Annotated in this window: 26 protein-coding genes and 1 other RNA gene; 7 read left to right on the top strand and 20 right to left on the bottom strand. The window is 69.0% G+C overall.

Annotated features, from left to right (window positions below):
• Window positions 1-55: 55 nt before the first annotated feature.
• From I4Q42_RS00510 to I4Q42_RS00445, 14 genes are all read right to left on the bottom strand, one after another.
• Window positions 56-1,189 carry an alpha/beta fold hydrolase gene (locus I4Q42_RS00510; protein WP_198574119.1) on the bottom strand — a complete coding sequence of 378 codons (1,134 nt, stop codon included), beginning with the start codon at window positions 1,187-1,189 and terminating at the stop codon, window positions 56-58.
• A 257-nt stretch (window positions 1,190-1,446) separates the two neighbouring features.
• Window positions 1,447-2,859 carry a UDP-N-acetylmuramoyl-L-alanine--D-glutamate ligase gene (gene murD / locus I4Q42_RS00505; protein ID WP_198574118.1) on the bottom strand — a complete coding sequence of 471 codons (1,413 nt, stop codon included), beginning with the start codon at window positions 2,857-2,859 and terminating at the stop codon, window positions 1,447-1,449.
• Between the two features lie 14 nt (window positions 2,860-2,873).
• Entirely contained in the window at window positions 2,874-3,989 is a 1,116-nt protein-coding gene (mraY, locus tag I4Q42_RS00500; protein WP_198574117.1) for a phospho-N-acetylmuramoyl-pentapeptide-transferase, read from the bottom strand.
• Entirely contained in the window at window positions 3,989-5,380 is a 1,392-nt protein-coding gene (locus I4Q42_RS00495; protein ID WP_198574116.1) for a UDP-N-acetylmuramoyl-tripeptide--D-alanyl-D-alanine ligase, read from the bottom strand. Before I4Q42_RS00495 ends, mraY begins: the two co-directional genes overlap by 1 nt.
• Complete coding sequence (locus tag I4Q42_RS00490) at window positions 5,373-6,830, bottom strand: UDP-N-acetylmuramoyl-L-alanyl-D-glutamate--2,6-diaminopimelate ligase (protein WP_198574115.1); 1,458 nt, start codon at window positions 6,828-6,830, stop codon at window positions 5,373-5,375. Before I4Q42_RS00490 ends, I4Q42_RS00495 begins: the two co-directional genes overlap by 8 nt.
• Window positions 6,827-8,593, bottom strand: a complete 1,767-nt coding sequence (locus I4Q42_RS00485) for a peptidoglycan D,D-transpeptidase FtsI family protein (protein WP_198574114.1) — start codon at window positions 8,591-8,593, stop codon at window positions 6,827-6,829. Before I4Q42_RS00485 ends, I4Q42_RS00490 begins: the two co-directional genes overlap by 4 nt.
• Window positions 8,590-9,027, bottom strand: a complete 438-nt coding sequence (gene ftsL, locus I4Q42_RS00480) for a cell division protein FtsL (protein WP_198574113.1) — start codon at window positions 9,025-9,027, stop codon at window positions 8,590-8,592. The genes I4Q42_RS00485 and ftsL overlap by 4 nt, the downstream gene beginning before the upstream one ends.
• Window positions 9,024-9,965 carry a 16S rRNA (cytosine(1402)-N(4))-methyltransferase RsmH gene (rsmH, locus tag I4Q42_RS00475; protein WP_198574112.1) on the bottom strand — a complete coding sequence of 314 codons (942 nt, stop codon included), beginning with the start codon at window positions 9,963-9,965 and terminating at the stop codon, window positions 9,024-9,026. The genes ftsL and rsmH overlap by 4 nt, the downstream gene beginning before the upstream one ends.
• On the bottom strand, window positions 9,962-10,429 hold the full coding sequence (locus I4Q42_RS00470) for a division/cell wall cluster transcriptional repressor MraZ (protein ID WP_198574111.1): 468 nt from the start codon (window positions 10,427-10,429) through the stop codon (window positions 9,962-9,964). Before I4Q42_RS00470 ends, rsmH begins: the two co-directional genes overlap by 4 nt.
• A gap of 275 nt (window positions 10,430-10,704) precedes the next feature.
• Window positions 10,705-11,088, bottom strand: an RNA gene (gene rnpB / locus I4Q42_RS00465) — RNase P RNA component class A.
• Between the two features lie 213 nt (window positions 11,089-11,301).
• Entirely contained in the window at window positions 11,302-11,907 is a 606-nt protein-coding gene (locus I4Q42_RS00460) for an FMN-binding negative transcriptional regulator (RefSeq protein ID WP_198574110.1), read from the bottom strand.
• On the bottom strand, window positions 11,907-12,182 hold the full coding sequence (locus tag I4Q42_RS00455) for a hypothetical protein (protein ID WP_198574109.1): 276 nt from the start codon (window positions 12,180-12,182) through the stop codon (window positions 11,907-11,909). Before I4Q42_RS00455 ends, I4Q42_RS00460 begins: the two co-directional genes overlap by 1 nt.
• Entirely contained in the window at window positions 12,182-12,907 is a 726-nt protein-coding gene (locus I4Q42_RS00450) for an N-acetylmuramoyl-L-alanine amidase (RefSeq protein ID WP_198574108.1), read from the bottom strand. Before I4Q42_RS00450 ends, I4Q42_RS00455 begins: the two co-directional genes overlap by 1 nt.
• Complete coding sequence (locus tag I4Q42_RS00445) at window positions 12,904-13,797, bottom strand: DMT family transporter (RefSeq protein ID WP_198574107.1); 894 nt, start codon at window positions 13,795-13,797, stop codon at window positions 12,904-12,906. Before I4Q42_RS00445 ends, I4Q42_RS00450 begins: the two co-directional genes overlap by 4 nt.
• A 163-nt stretch (window positions 13,798-13,960) precedes the next feature.
• Between I4Q42_RS00445 and I4Q42_RS00440 the strand changes: the two genes are divergently transcribed.
• Window positions 13,961-15,436: a flavin-containing monooxygenase gene (locus tag I4Q42_RS00440; RefSeq protein ID WP_198574106.1), complete on the top strand. Its 1,476-nt coding sequence runs from the start codon at window positions 13,961-13,963 to the stop codon at window positions 15,434-15,436.
• Between the two features lie 240 nt (window positions 15,437-15,676).
• Window positions 15,677-16,252, top strand: coding sequence for a hypothetical protein (locus I4Q42_RS00435; protein ID WP_198574105.1), 576 nt, complete (start codon window positions 15,677-15,679; stop codon window positions 16,250-16,252).
• A 121-nt stretch (window positions 16,253-16,373) separates the two neighbouring features.
• Here I4Q42_RS00435 and I4Q42_RS00430 read toward each other — a convergent pair whose 3' ends face one another.
• Together I4Q42_RS00430 and I4Q42_RS00425 are read right to left on the bottom strand one after the other, a co-directional pair.
• Complete coding sequence (locus I4Q42_RS00430; protein WP_198574104.1) at window positions 16,374-16,979, bottom strand: DUF3052 family protein; 606 nt, start codon at window positions 16,977-16,979, stop codon at window positions 16,374-16,376.
• 2 nt (window positions 16,980-16,981) lie between these two features.
• The gene (locus I4Q42_RS00425) at window positions 16,982-17,785 is read right to left on the bottom strand and encodes a crotonase/enoyl-CoA hydratase family protein (RefSeq protein WP_198574103.1); all 804 of its coding nucleotides are present in this window, start codon (window positions 17,783-17,785) and stop codon (window positions 16,982-16,984) included.
• A gap of 233 nt (window positions 17,786-18,018) precedes the next feature.
• On the opposite strand from I4Q42_RS00425, the gene I4Q42_RS00420 reads away from it, so the two are divergent.
• Both I4Q42_RS00420 and I4Q42_RS00415 read left to right on the top strand, forming a co-directional pair.
• On the top strand, window positions 18,019-18,381 hold the full coding sequence (locus I4Q42_RS00420) for a response regulator (protein WP_332872993.1): 363 nt from the start codon (window positions 18,019-18,021) through the stop codon (window positions 18,379-18,381).
• Between the two features lie 66 nt (window positions 18,382-18,447).
• On the top strand, window positions 18,448-19,062 hold the full coding sequence (locus I4Q42_RS00415) for a pyridoxamine 5'-phosphate oxidase family protein (protein WP_198574102.1): 615 nt from the start codon (window positions 18,448-18,450) through the stop codon (window positions 19,060-19,062).
• Window positions 19,063-19,187: 125 nt separating this feature from the next.
• Here I4Q42_RS00415 and I4Q42_RS00410 read toward each other — a convergent pair whose 3' ends face one another.
• The 3 genes from I4Q42_RS00410 to fliX all read right to left on the bottom strand — a co-directional run bounded on the left by I4Q42_RS00410 (window position 19,188) and on the right by fliX (window position 22,291).
• Window positions 19,188-21,014: a DUF885 domain-containing protein gene (locus I4Q42_RS00410; protein WP_198574101.1), complete on the bottom strand. Its 1,827-nt coding sequence runs from the start codon at window positions 21,012-21,014 to the stop codon at window positions 19,188-19,190.
• Window positions 21,015-21,219: 205 nt separating this feature from the next.
• Window positions 21,220-21,648, bottom strand: a complete 429-nt coding sequence (gene dksA / locus I4Q42_RS00405; protein ID WP_198574100.1) for an RNA polymerase-binding protein DksA — start codon at window positions 21,646-21,648, stop codon at window positions 21,220-21,222.
• 214 nt (window positions 21,649-21,862) lie between these two features.
• A complete protein-coding gene (gene fliX, locus I4Q42_RS00400; RefSeq protein WP_198574099.1) occupies window positions 21,863-22,291 on the bottom strand; it encodes a flagellar assembly regulator FliX in 429 nt (142 codons plus the stop codon).
• 234 nt (window positions 22,292-22,525) lie between these two features.
• On the opposite strand from fliX, the gene I4Q42_RS00395 reads away from it, so the two are divergent.
• Genes I4Q42_RS00395 through I4Q42_RS00385 form a run of 3 tightly spaced genes read left to right on the top strand, consistent with a single transcriptional unit; the run spans window position 22,526 to window position 24,413 of the window.
• Complete coding sequence (locus I4Q42_RS00395) at window positions 22,526-23,641, top strand: flagellar basal body P-ring protein FlgI (RefSeq protein ID WP_198574098.1); 1,116 nt, start codon at window positions 22,526-22,528, stop codon at window positions 23,639-23,641.
• Window positions 23,641-23,976: a rod-binding protein gene (locus I4Q42_RS00390; RefSeq protein ID WP_198574097.1), complete on the top strand. Its 336-nt coding sequence runs from the start codon at window positions 23,641-23,643 to the stop codon at window positions 23,974-23,976. The genes I4Q42_RS00395 and I4Q42_RS00390 overlap by 1 nt, the downstream gene beginning before the upstream one ends.
• Window positions 23,973-24,413, top strand: a complete 441-nt coding sequence (locus I4Q42_RS00385; protein ID WP_198574096.1) for a flagellar basal body protein — start codon at window positions 23,973-23,975, stop codon at window positions 24,411-24,413. Before I4Q42_RS00390 ends, I4Q42_RS00385 begins: the two co-directional genes overlap by 4 nt.
• 171 nt (window positions 24,414-24,584) lie before the next feature.
• Here the strand turns inward: I4Q42_RS00385 and I4Q42_RS00380 are convergent, their stop codons facing one another.
• Window positions 24,585-25,898, bottom strand: a complete 1,314-nt coding sequence (locus tag I4Q42_RS00380; protein ID WP_198574095.1) for a M20/M25/M40 family metallo-hydrolase — start codon at window positions 25,896-25,898, stop codon at window positions 24,585-24,587.
• Between the last annotated feature and the right edge of the window lie 137 nt (window positions 25,899-26,035).

Genomic DNA, 26,035 nt, shown 5'->3' with positions numbered 1-26,035 from the left:
TAATCGAGTCTTGCCGACGACCGCGACGAAATCGCGGCCGTCGTCATTTTCCCCATTATTCCGCAGGCTTGACCGCAGAGACCGGTGCCGGGGCCCCATACTCCCGCGCCTTGGCCAGGGGCAGCACATAATCGTGCAGGGCCTGGCCGAAGCGGACCGACTGCATCTGGATCGCCGCGTGGCCCGTGCCCGGCAGCACCACCAGCTGCTTGCTCGGCGCCTTGAGGCCGTCGAACCACGGCCGCACGAAGTCGGGATGATCGTACTCGCCCTGGATCAGCACCATCGGCATGGCGAAGTCCCGGCCCAGCGGCGCGGCCGTCCAGGCGTTGTTGGCGTTGTAGACGGCCAGGGTGCGCTGGCGACGGATGATCCTGCCGCCGTCCTTGTAGGTCAGCAGGTCCTTGACGCTCCAGTCGGGCATGGCCAGGGCCTGGGCATAGAGCTGGCCGTCGCTCTTCTTCGGCCCTTCGGTCTTCAGATAGATCGGCTCGAGGTCGTCGACTTCCTTCCAGCGGCTGGGCGGATCATAGGGCGGCGGACCCAGGCCGGTCAGCTTGGCCAGCAGTTCGGGATGCTTGCCGGTCTTGGCCACCGCCAGCATGTGATCGTAGATGTGGCGGTCGCGGGCGCTGTTGTCGACCGCTTGGCCGGTGCCGACATAGACCGAGAACAGGTCCGGCCGCTGGTGCGCCATGGTCAGCGACACGCGCGAGCCCCACGACCAGCCCAGCAGAGCGATGCGCGGCTTGTGCAGGCGCTTCCTCAGGTCCTCGGTCAGGGCGATCCCGTCGGCGACGAAACTGTCGACGCCCTGGTCCGGGTCGATGCGATTATCGGCGTGGGACAGGCTCTTGCCATGGTCGCGGCGGTCCCAGTGGACGACCGTGAAGTCCTTCTCCCAGCTCTTGAAGTCCTCCGCGAACAGCGAGGTCGCCACCCCGCCGCCGTGCACGATCAGCAGCACCGGGTTGTCGATGTTCTCGCCGCGGACCACGACCCATTGCTCGCCGCTGGGCAGCTTCACGAAGCCGCTTTCCTGGACGCCCTTCTGGGTGTCGATCCGCAATCGCTCGGCCGTCTCGTACTGGAAGAACGCCCGCGTCGCCGCCGCGCCGCCCACCACGGCCACCGTCAGCGCCGCCAGCCCGACCGCTCCCCGGCGCAGCCATGTCTTCGTCTTGCTCATCTCGCCCCCTCGAATGAAAACTACAGTCGTAGTTACATGAGGGCGCAAGCAAGATTCTTACAAGCGTAAAATTGAATCCCCTTCCATAGGGAGAGGGAGGGGCCCGCCGCGCAGCGGTGGGAGGGTGAGGGGTTTCAGCGTTGGGGGAGGACACGCAGCCTTATGGCCGCGCCTGGTTTGGTGAGTTTGTTACCTCTCACCCTCCCACGCCAAAGGCGCGGGCCCCTCCCTCTCTCGATGAGAGAGGGCTCACGAACCTAAGCCCTTTTCGCCTTCGGCTTGGCCACCAGCCCGTTCACGGCGGCGCGGAAGGCCTCGCCGCGGGCTTCGAAATCCGCGAACTGGTCGAACGAGGCGCAGGCCGGCGAGAGCAGGACGATGGCGTCCTGGCCGGTGGCGGCGGCGTCGGCATGGGCGGCGGCGACGGCGGTTTCGATGTCGCCGCACTGCTTGACCGGGGCCTTGCCGTCCAGGGTCTTGCCGAACGCCTCGGCCGCCTGGCCGATCAGGTAGGCGGTGGCGACGCGCGGGAACAGGTCGGCCAGATCCTCGATGCCGCCGGCCTTGGGCACGCCGCCGGCGATCCAGTAGAACTTGGGATAGGACGACATCGCCTGGCGGGCGGCGTCGGCGTTGGTGGCCTTGCTGTCGTTGACGAAGGCGACGCGCCCGATCTTGCCGACCGTCTCCATGCGGTGGGCGAGACCCGGGAAGGTCATCAGACCCTCGACCGCCTGCTGGGGCGGGATGCCGATGGCGATGGCGGCGGCGTAGGCGGCCGCGGCGTTCTGCCAGTTGTGGCGGCCCGGCAGGCTGCGGGCGCGCAGCAGGTCGGCCATCTCGGTGACCCGCTCGCCGGTGGCGTCGTACAGCACGCCCTGCAGGGCGTAGACGCCCCGGCCCATCGCCTTGCCGGCGCTGATCGGCCAGATGGTGCGGCGGTTGGCGGCGGTGATCTCGGTGCAGATCTGCTGGCACCAGGGATCGTCGACCCCGATGATCGCCGTGTCGCCCTTGCCCTGGTTGAGGAAGATGCGGCGCTTGGCGGCGATGTAGCCTTCCATCGAGCCGTGGCGGTCGATGTGGTCGGGCGACAGGTTCAGCAGCACCGTGGCGTCGGCATGCAGGCTGGAGGTCAGGTCCAGCTGGTAGCTCGACAGCTCCAGCACGTAGACCGCCCCGCCGTGCATGTCTTCCAGGCCCAGGATCCCGGCGCCGATATTGCCGCCGACGCGGGTGTCGCGGCCGGCCTTCTGGCACAGATGGCCGATCAGGGCCGTGGTCGTCGACTTGCCGTTGGTGCCGGTGATGGCGATGATCTTCGGCTTCTTGTGGGCCGGCGCGGCGTTGACCGTGCGGGCGAAGAGCTCGACGTCGCCGAGGATCTCGACCCCGGCGGCCTTGGCCTTGTCCACCGTCCAGTGCGGCTTGGGATGGGTCAGCGGCACGCCGGGCGACAGCATCAGGGCGGCGAACTGGCTCCAGTCGGCGGTCGAAAGGTCGACCACCGGCAGGCCCTCGGCCAGGGCGGCCTCGCGGCTGGCGGGCTTTTCATCCCACAGGGCGACCTTGGCACCGCCGGCGATCAGGGCGCGCGCAGCCGTCAGGCCGGTGCGGCCCAGGCCGAACACCGCCACCGTCTTGTCCTCGAACCCACGGACCGGGATCATCGCGCGCCCTCCCCCTACCGTAGCTTCAGCGTGGCGAGGCCGACGAACGACAGCATCATCGCGACGATCCAGAAACGGACGACGACGGTGCTCTCGGCCCAGCCCAGCTTTTCGAAATGGTGATGGATCGGCGCCATCAGGAATATGCGCTTGCCGGTCTTCTTGAAGTAGGCGACCTGGATCATCACGCTCAGGGCCTCGGCCACGAACAGGCCGCCGACGATGCCCAGGACCAGCTCGTGCTTGGCGCAGACGGCGATCGAGCCGAGCGCGCCGCCGAGGGCCAGCGAACCGGTGTCGCCCATGAAGATCTTGGCCGGCGGGGCGTTGTACCAGAGGAAGCCCATGCCGCCGCCGATGATGGCGCCGCACAGCACCGCCAGCTCGCCGACGCTCGGCACGTAGTGCAGGTTCAGATAGTCGGCGAACTTCACGTTGCCGACCAGGTAGGCGATCAGGCCGAAGGTCGAGGCGGCGAACATCACCGGCACGATGGCCAGGCCGTCCAGGCCGTCGGTCAGGTTCACGGCGTTGGAGAAGCCGGCGATCGTGATCGCGGCGAAGGCCACGTAGAACCAGCCGAGATTGATCACCAGGTTCTTGAGGATCGGGAACACCACCGAGGTCTCGAGCCCCGGCGTGGTCGGCGACTGCGGCGCGAAGATGATCAGCGCCACGGCCGCCAGGATCGAGACGATGAACTGGGCGACCAGCTTCTGGCCGCTGGAGAGGCCGGCAGTCGTCTGCTTGGTGACCTTGGCGTAGTCGTCCATGAAGCCCAGCACGCCGAAGGCGGCCGTGATGCCCAGCACCACCCAGACGTGGATGTTGCGCAGGTCGCCGAACAGCAGCGAGCCGACGAACAGGCCGGCCAGGATCATGAAGCCGCCCATGGTGGGCGTGCCGGCCTTCTCGGTGACGTGACGGGCGATGCCGTCGGTGCGGATCGGCTGGCCCTTGCCCTGCTTGGCCTTCATCCAGCGGATGAAGCGCGAGCCCATGGCCACGGCCACGATATAGGCCGTCAGCATCGACATGCCGGTGCGGAAGGTCAGGTACTTCAGCAGGTTCAGCACCGGAACGTGCTCATGACCGCCGCGCGAGAGCCACTCGTAGAGGAAATACAGCATCAGACTTTTTCCCGCAGGCCGAGCGCGGACAGGGCGGCGGCGATGACGCCGGCCCGTGACCCGTTCGACCCCTTCACCATCACCACGTCGTTCGGCTCTATGGCCGATACGATCTGCGTCGCCAGATCCGACGCCGCGTCCGCATAGCCGCCGCGGCGCTGCGCCGGAAGCGCCTCCCACAGCGATTTCATCAAGGGTCCGGCGCAGAACACCAGATCGATGTCCGCCTGCGCGATCGGCGCCGCCAGCTGGGCATGGAAGGCGCCGCTGTCGGGGCCCAGTTCCAGCATGTCGGTCAGGGCCACGATCCGGCGACCGGCGACCTTGCGCGCGCCCAGGGTGGCCAGGGCCGCCTGCATCGACACCGGATTGGCGTTGTAGCTCTCGTCCACCAGGGTGAAGGCGCCGCCGTCGATGGCGACCACCTGCTCGGCCCCGCGGCCCTCGATCGGCGCGAACTCGGCCAGGGCGGCCAGGGCCGTGGCGCGATCGACGCCCAGGGCCTCCAGCATCAGCAGCACGCACAGGCTGTTGGGACCCCAATGCACGCCGGTCTGGCGGATCGGGAAGGACAGCGCCTCGCCGTCGAGCTCGACGGAGACGGTCGCGCCCTGCCCCTCGACCGCGAAGCCGACCAGGCGGGCGTTCGCGCGCTCGGCCTTGCCGAAGCTGCGCACGGTCGCGCCGACCCTGTCGGCCTCGGCCTTCAGCAGGTCGAACCATTGATTGTCGGCGTTCAGCACGGCGACGCCGCCGGGCTCGAGGCCGGCGAAGATCTCGGCCTTCGCCTTGGCCACGCCGATCTCGCCGTCGGCGAAGTTCTCCAGGTGCACCGGGCCGACCGTGGTGATCGCCACCGCGTGCGGGCGGATGAACTTGGAAAGGGGTGTGATCTCGTCGGCGTGGTTCATGCCGACCTCGAACACGGCGCGCTCGGTGTCGCGCGGCATGCGGGCCAGGGTCAGGGGCACGCCGAGGTGGTTGTTGTAGGACTTCACCGACGCGTGGGCCTTGCCGGCGCGGCGCAGGCCGGCCTCGACGGCGCGGGTGACGCTGGTCTTGCCGACCGAGCCGGTGACCGCGCCGCGACGGGCCTGGGGCGCGCGCTCACGGGCGGCGACACCCAGGGCTTCCAGGGCCTTGAAGGTGTCGGCGACGACGACGGCGGGGGTGGCGACAGCTTGCGAGACCAGGGCGCCGGCCGCGCCCTTGGTGGCGGTCTGGGCGACGAATTCGTGGCCGTCGCGCACGCCGGCCAGGGCGATGAACAGGTCGCCCGGTTCGAGGCTGCGGCTGTCGATCGACACGCCGGTGGCGGCGAAGTCGCCGGCGACCTGGCCGCCGGTGGCGGCGGCGATCTCTTCAGCGGTCCAGAGCGCGGCTTCAGGCATCGACGGCCTCCAGCGCGCTGAGGGTCTCGGCCACGTCGTCGAACGGGTGGACGACGCCGGCGACGGTCTGGCCCTGCTCGTGGCCCTTGCCGGCCACCACCAGCACGTCGCCGTCCTCCAGCAGGGCGACGCCGGCGCGGATGGCTTCGCGGCGGTCGCCGATCTCGCGCGCGCCCGGGGCGGCGGCGAGGATGGCGGCGCGGATGCTGGCCGGCTCTTCCGAGCGGGGATTGTCATCGGTGACGATGGCGACGTCGGCCAGGCGGGCGGCGATCTCGCCCATCTGCGGACGCTTGGTGCGGTCACGGTCGCCGCCGGCCCCGAACACCGCCACCAATTTCCCACGAACGTGCGGACGCAGGGCCTTCAGCACCGTTTCCAGGCCGTCGGGGGTGTGGGCGTAGTCGACATAGGCCTCGCCCTTGCCGCTGCCCTTGCCGACCCGCTGCAGCCGGCCGGCCGCGCCTTCCAGCTTTTCCAGGGCGGCGAGCACGGCGTCGAGATCCTCGCCGGTGGCCAGCACCAGCCCAGCGGCGACCAACACGTTGGAGGCCTGGAAGTCGCCGGCCAGCGGCAGCTTCACCTCGAACTCGCGGTCCTGGGCGGCGATCTTCAGCAACTGGCCCCACGGCGTCGGCTCGCGCGAGATCAGCTTCAGGCCCTGGCCCTGCGCGCCCACCGACAGGATGGTCTCGCCCGAGGTCACGGCGGCGGCGGCGAAGGCCGGGAAGGCGTCGCTGTCGGCGTTGAGCACGGCGGTGGCGCCGCGCGGCAGCAGGGCCTCGAACAGGCGCAGCTTGGCGGCCCGGTAGCAGCCCATGGTGCCGTGATAGTCCAGGTGGTCCTGGGTGAAGTTGGTGAAGCCGGCGGCGCGAATCTTCAGCCCGTCCAGGCGGCGCTGGTCGATGCCATGCGACGAGGCCTCGACGGCCAGGTGCGTCACGCCCATGCCGGCCAGCTTTGCGGCCATCTCGGCGACGTCGGCGGCGTCGGGCGTGGTCAGGCCCGGCGGGGTCAGCTGCTGGTCCGCAACGCCCGGCGCGCTGATCACCACGCCCAGCGTGCCCATGCTGGCGGCGGTCCTGCCCAGCAGGGCGTAGATCTGGCGGGCGAAGCCGGCGACCGAGGTCTTGCCGTTGGTGCCGGTCACCGCGATCACCGTCGCCGGTTGGACCGCCCAGAACTCGGCGGCGGCCAGGGCGTAGGCGCGGCGCAGGTCGCCGGCGTGGGCCACGGGCACGGACAGATCGGTCACGTCGTCGGGGGCCAGGATGGCGGCCGCGCCCGAGGCGATGGCGCCGGGGACGAAGGTCCGGCCGTCGACCTTGCTGCCCGGCAGGGCGGCGAACAGGAAGCCTTCACGCACCTTGCGGCTGTCGGCGGTGACGCCGGCGATGGCCGGGTCAGCGTCGAACGAACGATGCAGGATCTGTGAAAGCGTCTTGGTCAAAGTCCCGCCCCTGGCGTGGTGGCTTTCGGCTGGCCGCCGGCGATGGTCAGAAGGTCGTTCTTGCGCTGGACGCCCAGGAACGGCGCGATGCGGTCGATCACCCGGCCGGCGGCCGGCGCGGCGACCCAGCCGCCGGTCGAGAAGCCGAAGGTCTTGGGCGTGCCGTGCGGCTCGTCCATCAGGATCAGCACGAAGTAGCGGTCGGCCTCCAGCGGCCCGTCGGTGGGGAACACCGCGGCGAAGGACGAGACCTGACGCTGGTGGTTGTAGCCGCGGATCGACGGGTCGTACTTCTCGCCGGTGCCGGTCTTGCCGCCGACGCTCAGGCCCTTGATGTCGGCCGACTTGCCGCTGCCGCCGGTGACGTTGGCGCGCATGATCTGCAGCATCTGCTGCGAGGTCTCTTCCGACACCACCCGTGGGGCTTCGGGGCGAACGCCCGGGGCCAGCTTGCGGATGGTCAGGGGCGGCAGCACGCCGCCGTTCAGCAGCGGGCCGAAGGCGCGGGCCAGGGCCAGCGGGCTGACGTTCATGCCGTGGCCGAACGAGGTGGAGGCCACCGCGTCGTTGTCCCACTTCTTCGGGGTCAGCGGGCGGGCGGACTCGCGCAGCTCCACCTTGGCCGGCTTGGTCAGGCCCAGATTGGTGAAATACTGGCTCAGCCGCTGGGGACCGACGCCCTCGGCCAGGCGCGCGGTGCCGATGTTGGACGAGTGCTGGAACACCTCGACCAGGGTCAGGATCTTCCGGGCGGCGTGGTAGTCGTGGATCGTGCGGTAGCCGAGCTTGTAGGGCTCGCGGGCGTCGAAGGTCGAGTTGGGGGTGGCCACGCCGGTGTCGAGGCCGATGGCCACGGTGAAGGCCTTGAAGGTCGAGCCCATCTCGTAGACGGCGGCGGCCGCGCGGTTCAGCTTGACATCGTCGCTGGCCTTGCCCGGATCGTTCGGGTCGAAGTCCGGATAGCTGGCCAGGCCCAGGATCTCGCCGGTGTGGACGTTGGTGACGATGCCGACCGCGCCCTTGGGCTGGAACTCCAGAGCGGCCTTGCGGACCTCGTCCTCGAGGGCGGCTTGGATGCGCAGGTCGATCGACAGGGCGATGGGCGCTGCGCCCTCGCCCTTGGCGGCCGCGGCGTGGATGTCGTCGTTCAGAGCGCCCTCGGCCCCGGCCAGGCCCTTGCCGGCGATGTCGACGAAGCCGACGAAGTGGGCGGCCGAGACGCCGAGCGGATAGACCCGGCGGGCCTGCTCCTCGAACTCCACGCCGGGCAGGCCCAGGTTGAAGATGGCGTCCTTCTGGGCCGGGTCGAGACCGCCCAGCAGGAAGGCGCGACGGTCGCCGAACACGGCCTTGTCCAGGCGCTTGGCCTGCACCTGCGGCAGAGCCTTACCCAGGGCCGCGCGCGTCGCCTTGGCGTCCCAGACTTCCTTGGGGTCGATGTAGAGAGCGTAGTGGACCAAGTCGACGGCCAGCAGCTTGCCTTCACGGTCGACGAGGTCGCCGCGCGCGCCCTCCATGGCCGTCAGGTAGCCGCCGTTCTTGCCGGCGTTGGAGAACACCGCCGCCCAGGTGGCGCCGATGGCCAGCACCATGAAGGCGCAGCCGAACAGGGCCAGGACGAAGAAGATCCGGATGCTGGTGTCGTCTTCGGGCTTGGCCGCGGCGCGCGAACGCTCGAAGGCGTGCTCCAGGCGCCAGACGCGCTCGACCAGCCAGCGCCAGGCCGGACCGCCGCCCTGGGGCACGAGGTTGGCCAGGCTCATCGCGGCGCCTCCGCGGGCGCCGGATCGGCGGTGACGCCGTCAGGGGCGTCGGCGGCGGCCAGGGCCGGATCGGTTGCGGCGGCGACCGGCGCGGCGGACCTCTTCGACGGCGGAGCCGGACGGCGGGCGACGTCGATCAGGGCGTCTTCGCTGGTCTCGCGGTCGGCGGCGATCGGGGCCAGTTGCGCGGCCTGGGCCAAGGACTCGATGCGGCGGGGCTGCTCCAGATGCGCGACCTCGGCCTGCAGCAAGCGCACCTTGAGGCGCTCGTCCTCGATCTGGCGCTCGACCGAGGCGATCTCGGCGCGCTCGCGGCCGGCAAAGGCCTTGGCCATGTAGACGCCCAGCACCAGCACCAGCAGGACGCCGACGCCGACCAGCTCGACGACGCGGAAGCCGCGGACGCGGCGGTTGAAGATCTCCGAGGCCCTCATGCCGAGGGCTCCCAGACGGGGGCTTCGGTGCGCACGGCGGCGCGCAGCTTCGAGGAGCGGGCGCGCGGATTGACCGCCAGCTCCGCCTCGCCCGGCGCGATGGCCTTGGTCGAGATCAGGGTGAAGCTGGGCGGCGCGCCGGCGGCGGTCGGCGGCGCGTGGCGCGAGCCGCCCGGCGTGCGCCCGGCGCGCTCGGCCAGGAAATTCTTGACGATGCGGTCTTCCAGCGAATGGAAGGTCACGACGGCCAGGCGGCCGCCCGGCTTCAGCGCGCGCTCGGCGGCGGCGAGACCCGCCTCCAACTCGCCCAGCTCGTCGTTGACGGCGATGCGCAGACCCTGGAACGAGCGCGTGGCCGGATGCACCTTGGCGCCCTTGCGGCCGCCCAGGGCGCGCTCGATCACGGCGGCCAGATCGAGCGTGCGGGTGAAGGGCTCCTCGGCCCTACGCCGGACGATGAAGCTGGCCACGCGGCGCGAGGCGTGCTCCTCGCCGTAGACATAGAGGATGCGGGCCAGTTCGACCTGATCCAGGGTGTTGACGAGATCGGCCGCCGTGGGGCCGTCGTCGCCCATGCGCATGTCCAGCGGACCGTCGCGCATGAAGGAGAAGCCGCGCTCGGCTTCGTCGAGCTGCATGGATGAGACGCCAAGATCCAGGGTTACGCCGTCGACCGACGCATCCCCAAAATAGGCGCTGATTTGCGAGAAACGGTCCTGAATCAGCCGAAAGCGACCATCCGCCGCGGAAAGGTCGGCCGTAAAACGGACCACCGTCGGGTCGCGATCGAAGGCCGTCACCGAGGCCCCGCTGGCCAGGATCGCGCGGGTGTAACCGCCGGCCCCGAAGGTGCCGTCGAGGATCATGTCGCCGGGCTTGGCGTCCAGCGCCTCGACCACTTCGCCGAGCAGGACCGAGATGTGCGGGGCGGCGGTCATGCGGCGCCTCCGAGGCGCATCGTGCGCTGCTGGGCGCGCAGCGCGGCCAGGCCGTCGCAGGCCAGTTCGCGCTGAGCGGCGCGGTGGGCCTGGAAGGCGTCGCGCGACCAGATCTGGAACCGCTCGCCCAGGCCGACGATCGTCACCTCGTCGGTGAGACCAAAGGTGTCGCACAGCACGTCGGGCAGGGTGATGCGGCCGGCGGTGTCGAACGACAGCTTGGCCATGCCGCCCAGGACGCTGACTTCCAGCGCCGAGCGCACCGGATCGCCGAAGGGCAGTTCGTCGATCACCGACTGGTAGCGGTCGAACAGCGCCTTGCCGCCGGCTTCGAGGCAGTCGGCCTCGATCGAGGGGAAGCAGAAGATGCCGTCGAACGGGCCCGAGACGGCAGCGCGGAACTCCTGCGGCACGACGATGCGCCGCTTGCTGTCCAACTGCTTCTCGAACGTCGAGAGGAACACCCCGCCAACCCCAAACGCCGTCGCCCCGCCATGGATCGATCCAGCCCGAATGGGTTAACATGGGATGAACTGGGAGACAATGACACCAGAGGCCATTTCATCAGGAATTCAAAGGCGCTAGCGGTAATATCAGACCGCATGAAATGGTTAATTTCGGAACATACAGACAACGCTAAATCCATCCACAGCCTCGCGCACAGACGCGTCCCATCGCGGCCCATTTCGCGGCGCGCGAAGACTCCCCAGGCGGGGCTGGGAGTCGCTGAAAAATGTGATGGACCAGACGGCCTGTAAGCCGGGTTCTGTGCCGCCCCTGTGTACAGGGACGCGACGATCATTCCTCTTGGCCGCCCATTGCTGGACGGCTCTCGCGACCAACCCGGATCCTCTTGGCCAGTGACGGCCTAGCCGGCAAGCCGGCGCGGGATCCCTATTCGGTCTTGCTCCAGGCGGGGCTTGCCATGCCGTCCCTGTCGCCAGGTCCGCGGTGGGCTCTTACCCCACCCTTTCACCCTTCCCGCCCCGTAGGGAGGAGGTTTGCTTTCTGTGGCGCTTTCCCTGGGATTGCTCCCGGTGGGCGTTACCCACCGCCTTGTCACCGTGGAGCCCGGACTTTCCTCGATTCCCGTGAAGGGTACCGCGATCGCCCGGCCATCTGGTCCGCGCGCTGTTTGCGGCGCCGGGGCGGCGAGGTCAATGACGGATCACGCCGCCCTCACTCCCGTCATTCCCGCCCTCGTGGCGGGAAACCCTGGTTCCGCTTGCACGTGAGGCGCAAGCGACGTGCTGAGCACGTCGCCCCTCCTGCCCTTGCGGCTGACAGAGGGGTTCCCGCCACGAGGGCGGGAATGACGGGAGAAGATGGAGGCGGTCTAACTCTCGCCCCGCATCCAGCCCGCCACCGGGTGATCGCCCAGCGCGGCGATCACGCCCGCGCGCTCGGCGTCGCGCTTGTTCTGGCCGAGCTTGAACGTGCCTTCCAGGCGCTCGACGTGCAGCCGCGCGCCGACGATGCCGCGCAGCATGGCGTCGAACTTCGCGGGCGTCATCTTGTCCCGCGTCCATGGCGGCTTGGGCAGGAGGCGGGCCTCCTCCTGGGCCGACAGGTCGTCGAGCAGTTGAACCGTCTCGGCCTCCGACAGAGGCGTCACGAAGCCTCCGGCCTCGACCGAGACGTAGTTCCAGGTCGGCACCTGGTCGTCGGTGCCGTACCAGTCGGGGCTGACATAGGCGTGCGGGCCGGTGGCCAAGGCGACGGCGGAGAAGCCTGTCACCACCGCGCCGGCCACGGCGTTCATCCGCGACAGGTGGAAGTCGAGGAACAGGCCGTCGCTGCCGAGGTCGCGCACCACCACCGGCGCCTGGGCCGCGAAGGGCCGGCCGGCGACGCTGGCGCACAGGGTGACGAACGAGTGGTCGCTGAGGGAGGCCAGCAGCCGCGCGCGATCCTCGACATGGAAAGCCTTGGCCGGATGCATCAGACGTCGGCTCCACAACGCGAGCAGCGATCGGAGGGCCAGAGGGTCCGCCGATAGCGAAAAAGGGAGGACGTGTTCGGGCCGCAGTCCTGCAGATTCACATGCAGGCCGCACGACCGGCAGCGCGACTTCGACCAGATGAATACCAGCCACAACGGCAGCAACACACCCAGCACCCAGGCGCCGGGCAACAACCACCCGCCAAACGCGGTGAACGGCAAGAGGAAGGCCGCCGTACCGCCCATGCCCAGACGATGGACCGTCGATGGCTTCATCAGACCCCCGCCGCCGCCCGCAGCAGGCCCACCAGCCGCGCCCGGGTCTCGCCGTCGGCGACGCCGTCGAAGCGGTTCTGCAGCCAGTGGCGCTGGAAGGCGCCGACCACGGTCTCGGTCCACTCGTCGTACTGGCCGGACGGGGCGCAATCGAAGCCCAGGCGGGTCAGGCCGGCCTGAAGGGCGAAGACGCCCGTCCCCCCCTCGCCCCGGCCCAGCGGCGCGCCCGGCGAGGACGGCGGCTCGACCCACAGGCCATGGCCGCTTTCGGCCAGGCGCTTCCACGGGAACAGCTCGCCCGGATCGATCTTGCGGGCCGGGGCGACGTCGGAGTGGCCGATGATGCGGTCGTCGTCGATGGTCCAGCGCGAACGGATGTCGGCCAGCAGGTTGATCACCGACGCGATCTGGACGTCGGGAAAGGCGCGATAGCCGAACTCATGGCCCGGATTGACGATCTCGATGCCGATCGACGACGAGTTGATGTCGCGCACGCCCTTCCAGAAGGCCGCGCCGGCGTGCCAGGCCCGCCGCTCCTCTGCCACCAGGCGCAGCACCTGGCCGTCTTCCTCCACCACGTAGTGGGCGCTGACCTTGGCTTCGGGATCGCGCAGGCGCTCGATGGCCGCCTCGCCGCTTTCCATGCCGGTATAGTGCAGCACGACGGTGTCGGGCACGGCCTTGCGGGCGTCGAAATTCGGCGACGGGGCCTCGACGATGGTCATTGCGAGCGGTCCTTGAGAAGCATCAGCAGCGGCGTCACCTGGTTGCGGCGCAGGGCGACGATCAGCACGCCCGCAAGCGCCAGCGCCGCGCCGATCCCCATGCGCAGGTCGAAATGGTCATGGGTGATGGCCACGCCCAGGCCGATGGTCATCAGCGGGGTCATCAGGGTGAGCGGAGCGATCAGGTTGGCCTCGTAGCGCTGGATCAGGCCGTAATAGCCGGTGTGGGCGATCACCGACACCACCAGGGCCGAATAGGCCACGGCCGCCACGAACGGCCAGCCGGCGGCCAGGGCCTTGTCGCTGGCGCCGGGCTCCAGGGCGAAGCTGGCCGCCGCCAGGATCCACACCGAGGTGAAGCCCACCCAGGCCTGCAGCTTCAGCGGTTTGACGCCCTGGATCTGCTTCATCATCACCGCGCCCAGTGACCCGGCCAGGGCCGAGGCCACGATCAGCCACAGGCCGACCGACAGCGAAAAGCCGTGCGGGTTCCAGATCACGATCAGCGCTCCGGCCAGGGTCAGGGCGATGCCGATCCCGCGCCGCCAGTGAATCTTCTCACCCAGCATCAGCACCGACAGCAGGGTGGTGAAGGGTACACCCGCCTGCACCACCACCGCCGCGGCCGACGGCGAGGCGGTCTTGAAGCCCATGAACAGCAGAGCAAAACCGCCCGCCCCCATCAGCACGCCGACGGCCAGCATCCGCCACGTCGGCCGCGGCGCGGGCAGCAGCCACGGCAGGGTCACGGCCGCGACCAGGGCGAAGCGCACCGCCGCATAGAACAGCGGCGGCACGCCCCAGTGGGCGACCACGATCTTGGAGACGATGTTGTTGCTGGCCCAGATCAGGCAGACCAGCACCAAGAGGCCGAAATCACGCAGGGACATGCCTTCCGCATACTTGGCCTGGAGGTCCATGCGCAATGAAAACCGACGCCGCCTTCGACGCCGCAATTGACGCAAGGTCCAAACGGTCGTTTGCTGGTGAACATCGTTCACTTGAAAACAGCATCCGGGCCAACCGGATCGCGAGGCGGGGACGGAGACGCGGATGAGCACGGACCATGTCGACGTCCTGATCGTGGGCGCGGGCCTGTCGGGGATTGGGGCGGCCCATCACCTGACGCGGCGGCTGCCGGGCAAGACCTACGCCATCCTCGAGGCCCGCGAGGCGATCGGCGGCACCTGGGACCTGTTCCGCTATCCGGGCATCCGCTCCGACAGCGACATGTACACCCTGGGCTATTCGTTCAAGCCGTGGCGCGAAGCGAAAGCCATCGCCGACGGCCCGTCGATCCTGCGCTATGTGCGCGAGACGGCGACGGAAGCCGGCGTCAACCAGCACATCCGTTTCCGCCACAAGGTGCGCCGCGCCGCATGGAGCAGCGAGACGGCGACCTGGACCGTCGAGGCCGAGCGCCTCGAGACCGGCGAAATGGTCCAGATCACCTGCGGCTTTCTCTATATGTGCGCCGGCTACTACGCCTACGACGCCGGCTACACGCCCGACTTCGCGGGAACCGAGCGCTTCAAGGGCGAGATCGTCCATCCCCAGCACTGGCCCGAGGACCTCGACTACGCCGGCAAGCGGGTGGTGGTGATCGGCAGCGGCGCGACGGCGGTGACCATCGTGCCGGAGATGGCCAAGACCGCCGCCCACGTCACCATGCTGCAGCGCTCGCCGACCTATGTGGTCTCGCGTCCGGCGGAAGACGGCCTGGCCAACTGGATGCGCAGGCGCCTACCGGCCATGACCGCCTACGGGATCACGCGCTGGAAGAACGTGCTGATCACCATGCTGTTCTTCAACCTGGCCCGGAAGAAGCCGGCCAAGACCAAGCAGCAGCTAATCGACCTGGTCCGCGAGCAGCTGCCCAAGGACTACGACGTCGAGACCCACTTCACGCCGCGCTACAATCCCTGGGACCAGCGGCTGTGCCTGGTGCCCGACGCCGACCTGTTCGCGGCGATCGGAAACGGCTCGGCCGAGGTGGTCACCGACCATATCGACAGCTTCACCGAGGACGGCCTGCTCATGAAGTCGGGCAAGACCCTGCCGGCCGACATCGTCGTCACCGCCACCGGCCTGCGCATGCAGCTGATGAGCGGCCTGGAGGTGGTCGTCGACGGCCGCGCCGTCGATCTGGCCAAGGGCTTCAGCTACAAGGGCATGATGTTCAGCGATGTGCCGAACCTGGCCTCGGCCTTCGGCTACACCAACGCCTCCTGGACGCTTAAGGCGGACCTCACCAGCGAATATGTCTGCCGCCTGCTGGCCCACATGGACCGCGCCGGCGCCGACTGGTGCGTGCCCCATCTGAACGAGCCGAACATGGAAGCCGCGCCCTGGCTCGACTTCTCGTCGGGCTACGTGCAGCGGGCCATGGACCAGTTCCCCAAGCAGGGCGTGAAGGCGCCGTGGAAGGTGCATCAGAACTACGCCCTGGATCTGGCGGCCCTGCGGCTGGGCAGGCTGGAGGACGGGGTGATGACCTTCGGGCGTCGCAAGGCCAGAGCGGCGGCGTAATTACGCTCAACGACACTTCGCCTCCCTCGCCCTCGTGGCGAGGTCCATGCCGACGACCGCGCAGACCTTAGTCATCCCGCAAAGATCTGAGCAACGGAACGATGGATCCTGGGCACGAGGTCCAGGAAGGCGTCCCTATGGTGCAACCCCGCAAGCGGGTGGGAACCCAAGGCCCAGCTTGCCGTTCCTGATCGGCGTTCATCCAGCTAGGATGGGCAGACCAACAGGATGGCGGGTGAGATGACGGGGACCTTGACGAAACTGGCGGTGCTGGCCGCCGCCGCGGCGATGGCGACGGGCTGCGCGACGGCGCAACCGAGCTATCCGGCCAAGACGCCTCCGGCCTCGACGGCCGGAAAGCCTCCGCCGCCCCCCGCCAAGGACTCCAACGGCGACGGCAGGCCCGACGGCTGGCGCGAGAAGTCGATGGACATCGGCAGCCAGCCGGTCCGCGACGTCGGCCTGTCGAAGAAGAAGATCCCGCCGGTGCTGGAAGAGGCCCTGAGCGACCCCTACAGCGTCAAGGGCCTGAAGACCTGCGCCAAGCTGACGGGCGAGATCGTCCGTCTGAACGAGGCCCTGGGTCCCGACTACAAGACCGACAACGAGTACACGGAAAACCGGGCCGGCAAGCTGGCCGAGGCCGGCGGCAAGGCGATCGTCAATTCGATCATCCCCTTCCGCAGCCTGGTCCGCGAGATCTCCGGCGCCGCCCCGGCCGACCGCCACCTCGACGCCTTGGTCGACGCGGGCCTGGCCCGCCGCGGCTTCCTGCGCGGCGTGCACCAAAAGCAGGGCTGCAAGCAGCGGTTCTAGTCTCGGCGAAGACCCCCTCCGGCCCTCCGGGCCACCTCCCCCAGAGGGGGAGGATCTAGGAGCGCCGCGCCCAGAAGATGCTCGCCCTCTGGGGGAGCTGTCGCGGAGCGACTGAGGGGGCCTATTCCCCCTTCCGGCGCACGAACCGCAGCGCCGTGTGCGTCGCCGAAAACCCGCAGACCTTGGTGTCCGACAGGCTCACGCCGCGCGCGGCGGCCAGGACATCGGTATCCTTCAGCGGCGCGCCCTTGCCCTTCTGGGAGACGATCCAGATCGCGCCCTTGTCGGCCAGCACGCCCTTGAGGTCCTCCAGCCGGTCCAGCTCGGCCAGGTCATCCGCGGCCAGGAACAGCAGGTCGACCTCTTCGAAGTCCTCCGCCGTTCCGATCTCGGCCTCGACGCGGCCGGCCAGCTCTTCGAGGAAGGCCTCGTCGTCGACGCCGTCGACCACCACCCTCATGCCCGGCTTGACGCCCAGCTTGTCCAGCCGCGAGGGCGGATTGAGGATGGCGTGCACCCACTTTTCGGCCTGACCGGGGTCCAGCGTGAAGCGCGTGCCGTCGCTGAGCACGATGTCGTCGCCCTCGACGCGGATCCCGCGCAGGGCGTGGCCCTGGTAGATGCCGCGCACCGCGCCGCGGAAGATCAGCTTGGGCGGCTCCCATAGCAGCTTGCCGTCGCTCTCGCCGTCGCTGAGCTGCCCCCAGGCCTTGGCCTCCTTGCCCATGCTCAGGCGCCCCGGAAGGTGGGCTGGCGTTTTTCGAGAATGGCGTCGACGCCTTCCATGTGGTCCTCGGTGTGGTGGGCGATGGCCTGAGCGGCGGCGCTCATCTCCATCAGGGTGTCGTAGCTCGCCGTCTGGCCGTGCTTGAGCAGACTCTTGGCCATGCGCAAGGCGTGCGGCGGCTGCAGGGCGATCCGCTCGGCCAGGGCCAGGGCCTCGCCCATCAGGTCGGCCGAGGGCACGGCGCGGCTGATCAGGCCCCAGTCGGCGGCCTTGGCCGCGTCGATGACGTCGCCAGTGAACAGCAGTTCGGCCGCCCGGCTCATGCCCACGGTGCGCGGCATCAGCCAGGCGCCGCCGTCGCCGGGGATCAAGCCCAGCTTCAGGAAGGTCACCCCGAACTTGGCGGTGTCGGCGGCGATGCGGATGTCGGTCATGCAGGCCACGTCGCAGCCCAGGCCGATGGCCGCGCCGTTGACCGCCGCGATCGACGGGACTTCCAGGCCGTAGATGGCCCGCACGATGCGGTGGATGTTCTTGCGGTAGCCATCGCGGACGGCCACGCCGTTGCCGCCGAAGGCGCCCTCGCGGGCCTTCATCGCCTTGACGTCGCCGCCGGCCGAGAAGGCCTTGCCCGCCCCGGTCAGGATCACGCAGCGGATCTCCTGGTCGTCGTTGATCGCCTCGCAGGCGGCCGCCACCTGGTCGCCGTCGCCCGGCGCGCCCAGGGCGTTCATGGCCTCGGGACGATTCAGGGTGAGGATGGCGACGTGGCCGCGCTTTTCGGTGAGGACGAGGGGCTGGGACATGGGTGTGGGCGCTCCTGCGGCTGTTCTGTTTTATGTTTGAATAGAAGCTTTCGGCCCCCGAGGGAAACGGCCTGGCGCGACTCTCGCGGAGCGGGCGGCGCCATCACGGCGGCGTGAGGGTTCGTGCGTGCAGAGACACATTTCTGCAAACCCTGGCGCGAAATCGATTGGCGCGGCATTAAAGTTCGGGTTGTAGTTCTTCCCAGGGACGACAGCGGATTGGCGTAAGTGCAGTGACAAGGTCCCAAGGCCACGCGCTCATTATCGAGGACGAGATCCTCATCGCTCTCGAGGTCGAGGCGCTCCTCGCCGCCCAGGGCTATTCCAGTTTCGACATCGCCGACAGTCCGCAGGAAGCGCTCAGCTGCGCCCTGGCCCGGGCTCCAGACCTGATCACGGCCGACTTCCGGATCATCGGCGGCACCGGGCTGGAGGCGGTCGAGGCCATCGAGGCCAAGCTGGGCCGCATCCCGACGGTGTTCGTCACCGGCAATGCCGACCAGCTGGCCAACGCCCGCCGCGCCATCGTCGACAAGCCGATCTCGCCGCGCCGCCTGGCCGAGGCCTGCCAGCAGGCGGTCACCGGCCAGGCCTGACAACCCCGAAACTGACATGGAAGATCGCGGCTGCTAGGTTTCCTCTCGAACGACGGGGAGACGCGCATGGCGATCATCGACACCGTGGAGGCGCTGGAGGCGATCTACAGCCCAGCCCCCGTTCCGGCCTCGACCGTCAAGGTCAGCGACCGGCTCACCCCGCACTATCGCGCCCTGGTCGAGGCCTCGCCGTTCCTGGCCCTGGCCACGGTCGGCCCCGAGGGCCTGGACTGCAGCCCGCGCGGCGACGCCCACGGCCTGGCGACCATCGCCGACGACCGCACGCTGATCCTGCCCGACCGCCGCGGCAACAACCGCATCGACAGCCTGCGCAACATCGTCCGCGACCCGCGCGTGGCCCTGCTGTTCCTGATCCCCGGCTCGGGCACGACCTTCCGGGTCAACGGCCGGGCGGTGATCAGCGTCGAGCCGGCGCTGCTCGAAAGCCTGGCGGTCGAGGGCAAGGCGCCGCGCACGGCCCTGATCGTCACCATCGAGGAATGCTACTTCCAGTGCGCCCGGGCGGTGATCCGCTCGGGGCTGTGGAAGGCCGAGACCCAGGTCGATCCGAAATCCCTGCCGACGGCCGGCGCCATGCTGGCGGCCGTCACCGCCGGCGAAGTCGGCGGCACGGCCTATTACGAGGCCTGGCCGGCCCGAGCGGCGGCGACGATGTGGTGAAGACCCCCTCCGGCCCTCCGGGCCACCTCCCCCAGAGGGGGAGGATCTAGGAGCGCCGAGCCAACGAGATGCTCCCCCTCTGGGGGGAGCTGTCGCGGAGCGACTGAGGGGGTTGCCGCAGGCGACTACCCCTTCGCCCCCTTCACATACCGATCCACCACCTCGCCCAGCACGGTCAGCGGCGTGCCGCCGGTCGAGACCACGACGTCGTTGAAGTCGCGCAGGTCGAAGCGCGGGCCGAGAGCCGCCTTGGCCTTTTCGCGCAGGCGCAGGATCTCGGTGTGGCCGATCTTGTAGGCGCAGGCCTGGCCAGGGCTGGCGCAGTAGCGGTCGACCTCGCTGACCATGGCCGGCTTGGCGCGGCCGGTGGTCGAGGTCATGAACTCCACGGCCTGGTCGCGGGTCCAGCGCTTGTGGTGCAGGCCGGTGTCGACCACCAAGCGGGCGGCGCGGAACTGCTGGGCCTGCAGGTAGCCCAGCTGGCCCAGGGGATCGCCCTCGTAATAGCCGGCCTCGTCGGCGATCTGCTCGGCATAGAGCGCCCAGCCCTCGACGAAGGCGCCAAAGCCCATCAGCGAGCTGATGGTCGGGATCTGGTTGGCCCGCTCGGCCAGGTACGCGCCCTGCCAGGCGTGACCGGGGATGGCCTCGTGGGTGGTCAGGGTCGGCAGGCTGAACTTGGGCCAATTGCCGATGTTTTTCAGATTGATGTAGTAGATCGCCGGCCGCGAGCCATCGAGCGAGGCGAAGTTCATGTAGCCCTGCGGCGCGCCGTCCTGGATCTCCTTGGGCACAGCCTTGACCATGACGTCGGCCTTCAGGCCCAGGCGCGACAGCTTGGGCATCAGCAGGCGGATCGCGGCGATGCGGTCGTTCAGATAGGCCAAGAGCTCGGCCCGGCCGGCGTCGCTGTCGGCGAACAGATAGCGCGGGTCCTTGGTCAGGGCGGTGACGCGCTCGCCGACGCTGCCCTGCGTCAGGCCCTGGCCCTTCAGCAGCACGTCCATGCGCGATGCGATCTCGCGGCCCTGCTCCAGACCCAGGGCGTGGATCTCCTCGGCGCCCATCGTGGTGGTGGTGTTGTAGCGCAGGCCCCAGCCGTAATAGGCCTCGCCCTGCGGCAGCTTCCAGACGCCGGCCTTGTCGTCGGCCTTGGCGCGAGCGGCCTTGAGGGCGGCGATCTGGCGCTCCAGCGCGGGATAGACCTCGCCCTCGATGATCTTCGTCGCGTCGCCGGCCCGGTCGGCCAGGCCCTTCTCCTTGGCGCGTTCTGCCAGGGAGCCGACCATGCGGCTGTCGGCGGCCTTCTGGGCGCGCAGCTCGGTCAGCTGGCCGATGGCGTTGTCGAGGATGAAGGTCGGCGGGATCACCCCAGCGCCGGCGTCCTCGGCGATACGGTCGTTCTCCTGGTCGACGATCTTGGCGAAGGCGGCCAGGCGCGAGACGTAGGCGTCGACGTCGGCGGCGGCCTCGATGCTGTGCTGCGAGTTCAGGAACTCCGGCACGAACGAATAGGCCCCGCCCTGTTGGCTGACGACATAGGGGTTGGCGTAGTCGCCGCCGTAGCTGAAGGCCGCGCCCTCGGCGCCGATCTTCTGGGCCGCCAGCACGGTGTCGCGGATCGTCAGGTCGTGCGGGTTGAGGGTCTTGGGATCGACGGCGGCGATGCGCTTGACGCGGTCTGCATAGGCGGCGACCTGGGCGCGGCGGCCGGCGGCCGAGCTGTCCGACAGCTTGGCCTTCAGGCCGGCGCGGGCGCCCTTGTCGAGGCCCAGGCCCGTGGCCGCCTCGGGCGCGTCGTTGAGAATCTCGTCGACGAAGGCGTCGAGCAGCTTGGCCAGCTTGGGATCGGCGACGGGGCCCTTGGCGGGCGTGGCGGCGAAGGCCGGCAGGCCCGAGGCGGCGGTCGCGGCGGCGGCCGAGAGGAGAAGATGGCGACGGGACAGGCGCATGGTCGGCGGCTCGCTGCAAAGGGCTTCGAGCGGCCGTAGGCGCGGACCTCTCCCCGCTCAACGGCCCTCGACGGACGGGAGAAGATCATTCCTCCGCCGCCGTGAAAAGCAGCAAGCTTGGGCTGAAATCGGGCAAAAACGCAGACGGCCCCGCCCTGGTCGGGGCGAGGCCGTCGCGAAACACATCAGTCTGACCCAGAGGGCCTCAGTCGTCGCGGTGGACCCGCTCGCGGCGCTCGTGACGTTCCTGGGCCTCGAGGCTCAGGGTGGCGGTCGGACGGGCGTCCAGACGGGCAAGGCCGATGGGCTCGCCGGTCTCTTCGCAGTAGCCGTAGCTGCCGTCTTCGACGCGGCGCAACGCCTGGTCGATCTTGGAGATCAGTTTCCGTTGCCGATCGCGGGTCCGCAGTTCCAGCGCTCGGTCGGTTTCCGACGACGCCCGGTCGGCGAGGTCGGCATGGTTTTCAGTCTCAGTCTGTAGGTGGGACACCGTCTCGCGAGATTCCCGCAGGATCTCTTCTTTCCAGGCGAGCAGCTTAAGCTTGAAATATTCAAGCTGACGCTCGTTCATGAAAGGCTCGTCCTCGGAAGGACGATAGGTGTCCGGTTCTTTAAGAACAGTGGCCGTCTGCATCAACGCCTCACGCCCCGATGAACTCCGCCCTCAGCGGGCGGTGTGCTTATACCAAAACGATAGCCCCGTTCAATGAACGTCGCATGAGCGTCGCGTTCAAGCGCGCGAGCCTGCCTGGAACGGCGGCGGCGACGTTCGGGGGCGACGAGCTTCGCCGCGCCGGCCGGGGCATTAAAATCGCGGGAGAGGGCTTGAGGTTCCATCCCGCCGCTCCTCACGAACCGCGCATCACGGAGAGCTTGGCCTCTTCGACGGCCGCGCGGGTCTCGATCTCGTTGAGCAGGCTCTGCAGCTTCGGATCATCGACGGACTCGCGATGCTCGCGAACGGCGCGCTTGAGCTTGTCGATGGTGCTGGAGGAGACCTCCCCGTCCAGCACGGCGATCTTCAGCCCGTCGAGGATGTCGAGAATGTCGTCGGCCCGGCGGATGGCGCGACGCTTGCGCTCCATCGGGTCCATGTTGGCCTGCAGGGCCAGCAGGGCGTCCAGGGAGCCCACGCCGGCCAGGCCGCCGGCCGCGGCCGCTCCGGCCACGCCGCTGGCGGCGCCGACGCTGGGCAGGGCGAAGTTCGACCCGCCGCCCGCTGGCCGCGCGCGTGATGCGCCAGCCGCGCCCACGCCTCCCGTGCTCGAAACCTTCATGACGACCGTCGCTCCACGCTGGTCTTGTACGCCTACATATAGGGAGTCGCGCTCCCCGATGAGAGCTCATCTTCGAGAAGCGCGCTTGCAGTATGGTTAATGCCGGGCAGAATCTGCCGGATACGAATGTCGCAGGCGTTTCTGCCCGCCTTTTTCATTGATTTTCCTCACCTTTTCCTCTGGCCCGGTTCTGGCATGGGCCGCGACGGAATTGCGTCTCCGATGTGGAAACCCATGCGTCGTTCATTTTTCAGCTCCGTTCTCGCCGGCCTGGCCCTCGCGGCCATGGCGGTCGTCGCCAGTCCGGCCGCCGCCAAGTCGCGGATCAAGGACATCGTCGCCTTCGAAGGCGTCCGCGAGAACCAGCTCGTCGGCTACGGCCTGGTCGTGGGCCTCAACGGCACGGGCGACAGCCTGCGCAACGCGCCGATGACCAAGCAGAGCATGGAATCGGTGCTCGAGCGCCAGGGCGTCAACGTCCGCGACGCCAACCTCAACACCAAGAACACCGCCGCCGTCATGGTCACGGCCAAGCTGCCGCCGTTCGCGGCCACCGGCTCGACCATCGACGTCACCGTCTCGACCATGGGCGACGCCAAGAGCCTGCAGGGCGGCACCCTGGTGGTCACGGCCCTGCAAGGCGCCGACGGCCAGACCTACGCGGTGTCGCAAGGCACGGTGCAGACCGGCGCCGTCTCGGCCGGCGGGGCCTCGGGCAGCTCGGTCACCCGCGGCGTGCCGACCTCGGGCCGCATCGCCGCCGGCGCGACCATCGAACGCGAGACCGGCTTCCAGATGGTGGCCATGACCGAACTGCGCCTGACCCTGCGCAACCCGGACTTCACCACCTCGCGCCGCATCTCCGACGCCATCAATGCGAAGTTCCCCGGCTGCGCCCAGGCCCAGAACCCGACCATCGTCGCCATCCGCTCGCCGGCCAACATGGACATGATCAGCTTCGTCACCGCCATCGAGAACCTGGAAGTCGAGCCCGACGGCCCGGCCAAGGTGGTCATCGACGAGGTCAACGGCGTGGTGGTCATGGGCGACGACGTCCGCATCAGCCAGGTGGCGATCGCCCAGGGCAACCTGACCATTACCGTCCAGGAGAGCCCCGCCGTCAGCCAGCCGGCTCCGTTCAGCCAGGGCCAGACCAAGGTCGTTCCGCAGTCGGCCATCAGCGTCGACGAGGAAAAGGGCAAGAAGCTGATCACGCTCGGCGGCGGCGCGTCGCTGAAGAGCCTGGTCGGCGGCCTCAACGCTCTGGGCGTGACCCCGCGCGACATGATCTCGATCCTGCAGGCCGTGAAGGCCTCGGGCGCCCTGCAAGCCGACATCGAGGTGATGTGATGAGCGCCTTCTCCGTCGCCTCCACCCCGGTCACCGGCCTGACGGCCACAGTCGGCCCCACCGCCTCCTCCGCCGCCGAGCTGCTCAAGCGCGGCAAGATCAAGGAAACGGCCCAGAAGTTCGAGGCCTCGTTCCTGTCGTCGATGATGCAGGCGATGTTCGAGGGGGTGAAGACCTCCGAGCCCTTCGGCGGCGGCCAGGGCGAGGAGATGTTCAAGTCGATGCTGACCGACGCCATGGCCAAGGAAGTGGCCAAGGCCGGCGGCGTCGGCGTCTCGGCCTCGGTCCAGCGCGAAATGCTCAAGATGCAAGGTCTCCAGGAGGTCGCCCAATGAGCCTCTCCCCCGCCGACGATCGCGTCGAACAGCTGATCATCCTGACCGAGCGCCTGACCGACCTGATCGCGCGCCAGGCCACCGCCTTCGAGGCCCGCCGCCCGCACGAGGCCGCGCGCCACGTCGAGGAGACGGCCAAGCTCGCCAACATCTACCGGCACGAGTCGGCCCGGGTCCGCGCCAACGTCGCCATCGTCCAGGCCGCCGCGCCCGAGCGCCGCATGCGCCTGGTCCGCGCCACCGAGGCCTTCGACGCCGTGCTGGCCCGCCAGTCGCGCGCCATCGCCGCGGCAAAGACCGTCACCGAGGGACTGGTCCGCGCCGTCGCCAACGAAATCGCCGCCCAGCGCCCGCAAGCCGCCGGCTACGGCCCCAGCGCCCAGGGCGCGGCCTACCGCAACAGCGCCACGGCGATCACGTTGAATCAGCGGGCCTGATCTTCCCTCTCCCCTTGCGGGAGAGGGTGGCCTCCCGGAGGGAGGTCGGGTGAGGGGTCGCACGAACAGAAACGCCGCGAAAGCCGATCAGCTTTCGCGGCGTTTTGCGTCTGAGAAACCCCTCATCCGTCAGCTTCGCTGACACCTTCTCCCGCAAGGGGAGAAGGAAACCTATTCCACCCCCGCCACGGCCAGCAGCGCCGCCAGGCCGACCTGCATGCCCTTCAGGCTCTCGCCCTTCTCGACGTCGATCCATTCGTCCAGGGCGTGGGCCCGGCCGCCCTTGCCGCCCGAGCCGATGGTCACGGCCGGGATGCCCAGGCTCATCGGCAGGTTGGCGTCGGTCGACGAGGCTTCGTGGGTGGGCGAAAAGCCCAGCGCAGACGCCGCGGCCGCCGCGGCCGTGACGATGGCCGCCTTGGGATCCGTGCCCCCGGCCGGACGCTCGCCGATCACCTTGGCCTCGTAGGAGACCTCGCCCGGCTTGGTCGATCGGGCCGCGTTCTCGCCGGCCACGGCCTTGTCGAGGATGGCGACCAGGGTCTTGTCGAGCTTGGCCAGTTCCTCGGCGCTCTCCGAGCGCATGTCGAACTCCATGAAGATCGCATTGGGGATCGAGTTCACAGAGGTGCCGCCGCCGACCACGCTGGCCGAATAGGTGGTCTTGGGATGGGCCGGCGGCTTGATGGCGTAGAGATCGACCACCGACTGGGCCATGGCCGTCATCGGATTGACCACGCCGAACGCGCCGTAGCTGTGGCCGCCCGGTCCCTTGAAGGTGACGCGGTAGCGCTTGGAGCCGACGCCCTTGTCGACGATGCGCGAGGGGTCCGAGCCGTCCATCGAGAAGAAGGCGCTGATCCGGCCCTGGTACTTGCCCTTGGTGAACAGGTGGCGCACCCCGCGCAGGTCGCCCGGCCCCTCCTCGCCGACATTGCCGACGAACAGGATGTCGGCCTTGGTCTTGATCTTGGCCGCGTCCAGCGCCCGCACATAGGCCAGCAGCACGGCCAGCGAGCGGGTGTCGTCGCCGATGCCGGGGGCCGACAGCTTCGTGCCCTCGCGCTTGACCGTCACGTCCGTACCTTCGGGGAAGACGGTGTCGAGGTGGGCGGCGATGACCACGAACGGCCCCTTGCCCTTGGTCGCCGTGCCGGGCCGCACGCCCATGACATTGCCCTCGGCGTCCATCTCGACGTCGCTTAGCCCTGCGGCCTTCAGCATCTCAAGATAGGCGCGGGCGCGCTTTTCTTCCTTGAACGGCGGCGCGGGGATCTCGGTCAGGGTGACGATGTCGGCGACCGTGCGCTCATAGTCGGCGTCGAGCTGCCTGACCGCGGCCTTGAAGCCTGCCCCGCCGACGATCTTCTGCACGGCCTTGACCGAGGTGTCGGTCTTTTCGGCGGCGTCGGCCTCGGGGCCGTAGAGCGCGCCGGCCGCGAACAGCGAGGCGGCGAACAGCAGGGAACGCGACAGGCTGCGCATGGACGAGGCTCCGATTCTTCCGTGCGCCGACCAGAGCGACGAGGCCGGCGAATTGGCAATCCCCAAATCGACGCTCGAAATCGAAGACGCCGCGCCACTGGACGAACCGCCCTCGCCGCCCGACATTGACCCATCGT

The sequence above is a fragment of the Caulobacter hibisci genome (assembly GCF_016135805.1).
GTDB classification, from domain to species: domain Bacteria; phylum Pseudomonadota; class Alphaproteobacteria; order Caulobacterales; family Caulobacteraceae; genus Caulobacter; species Caulobacter hibisci.
Note: the sequence above shows the minus strand (reverse complement) of the source record. Positions and strands in the feature narration are given on the sequence as shown.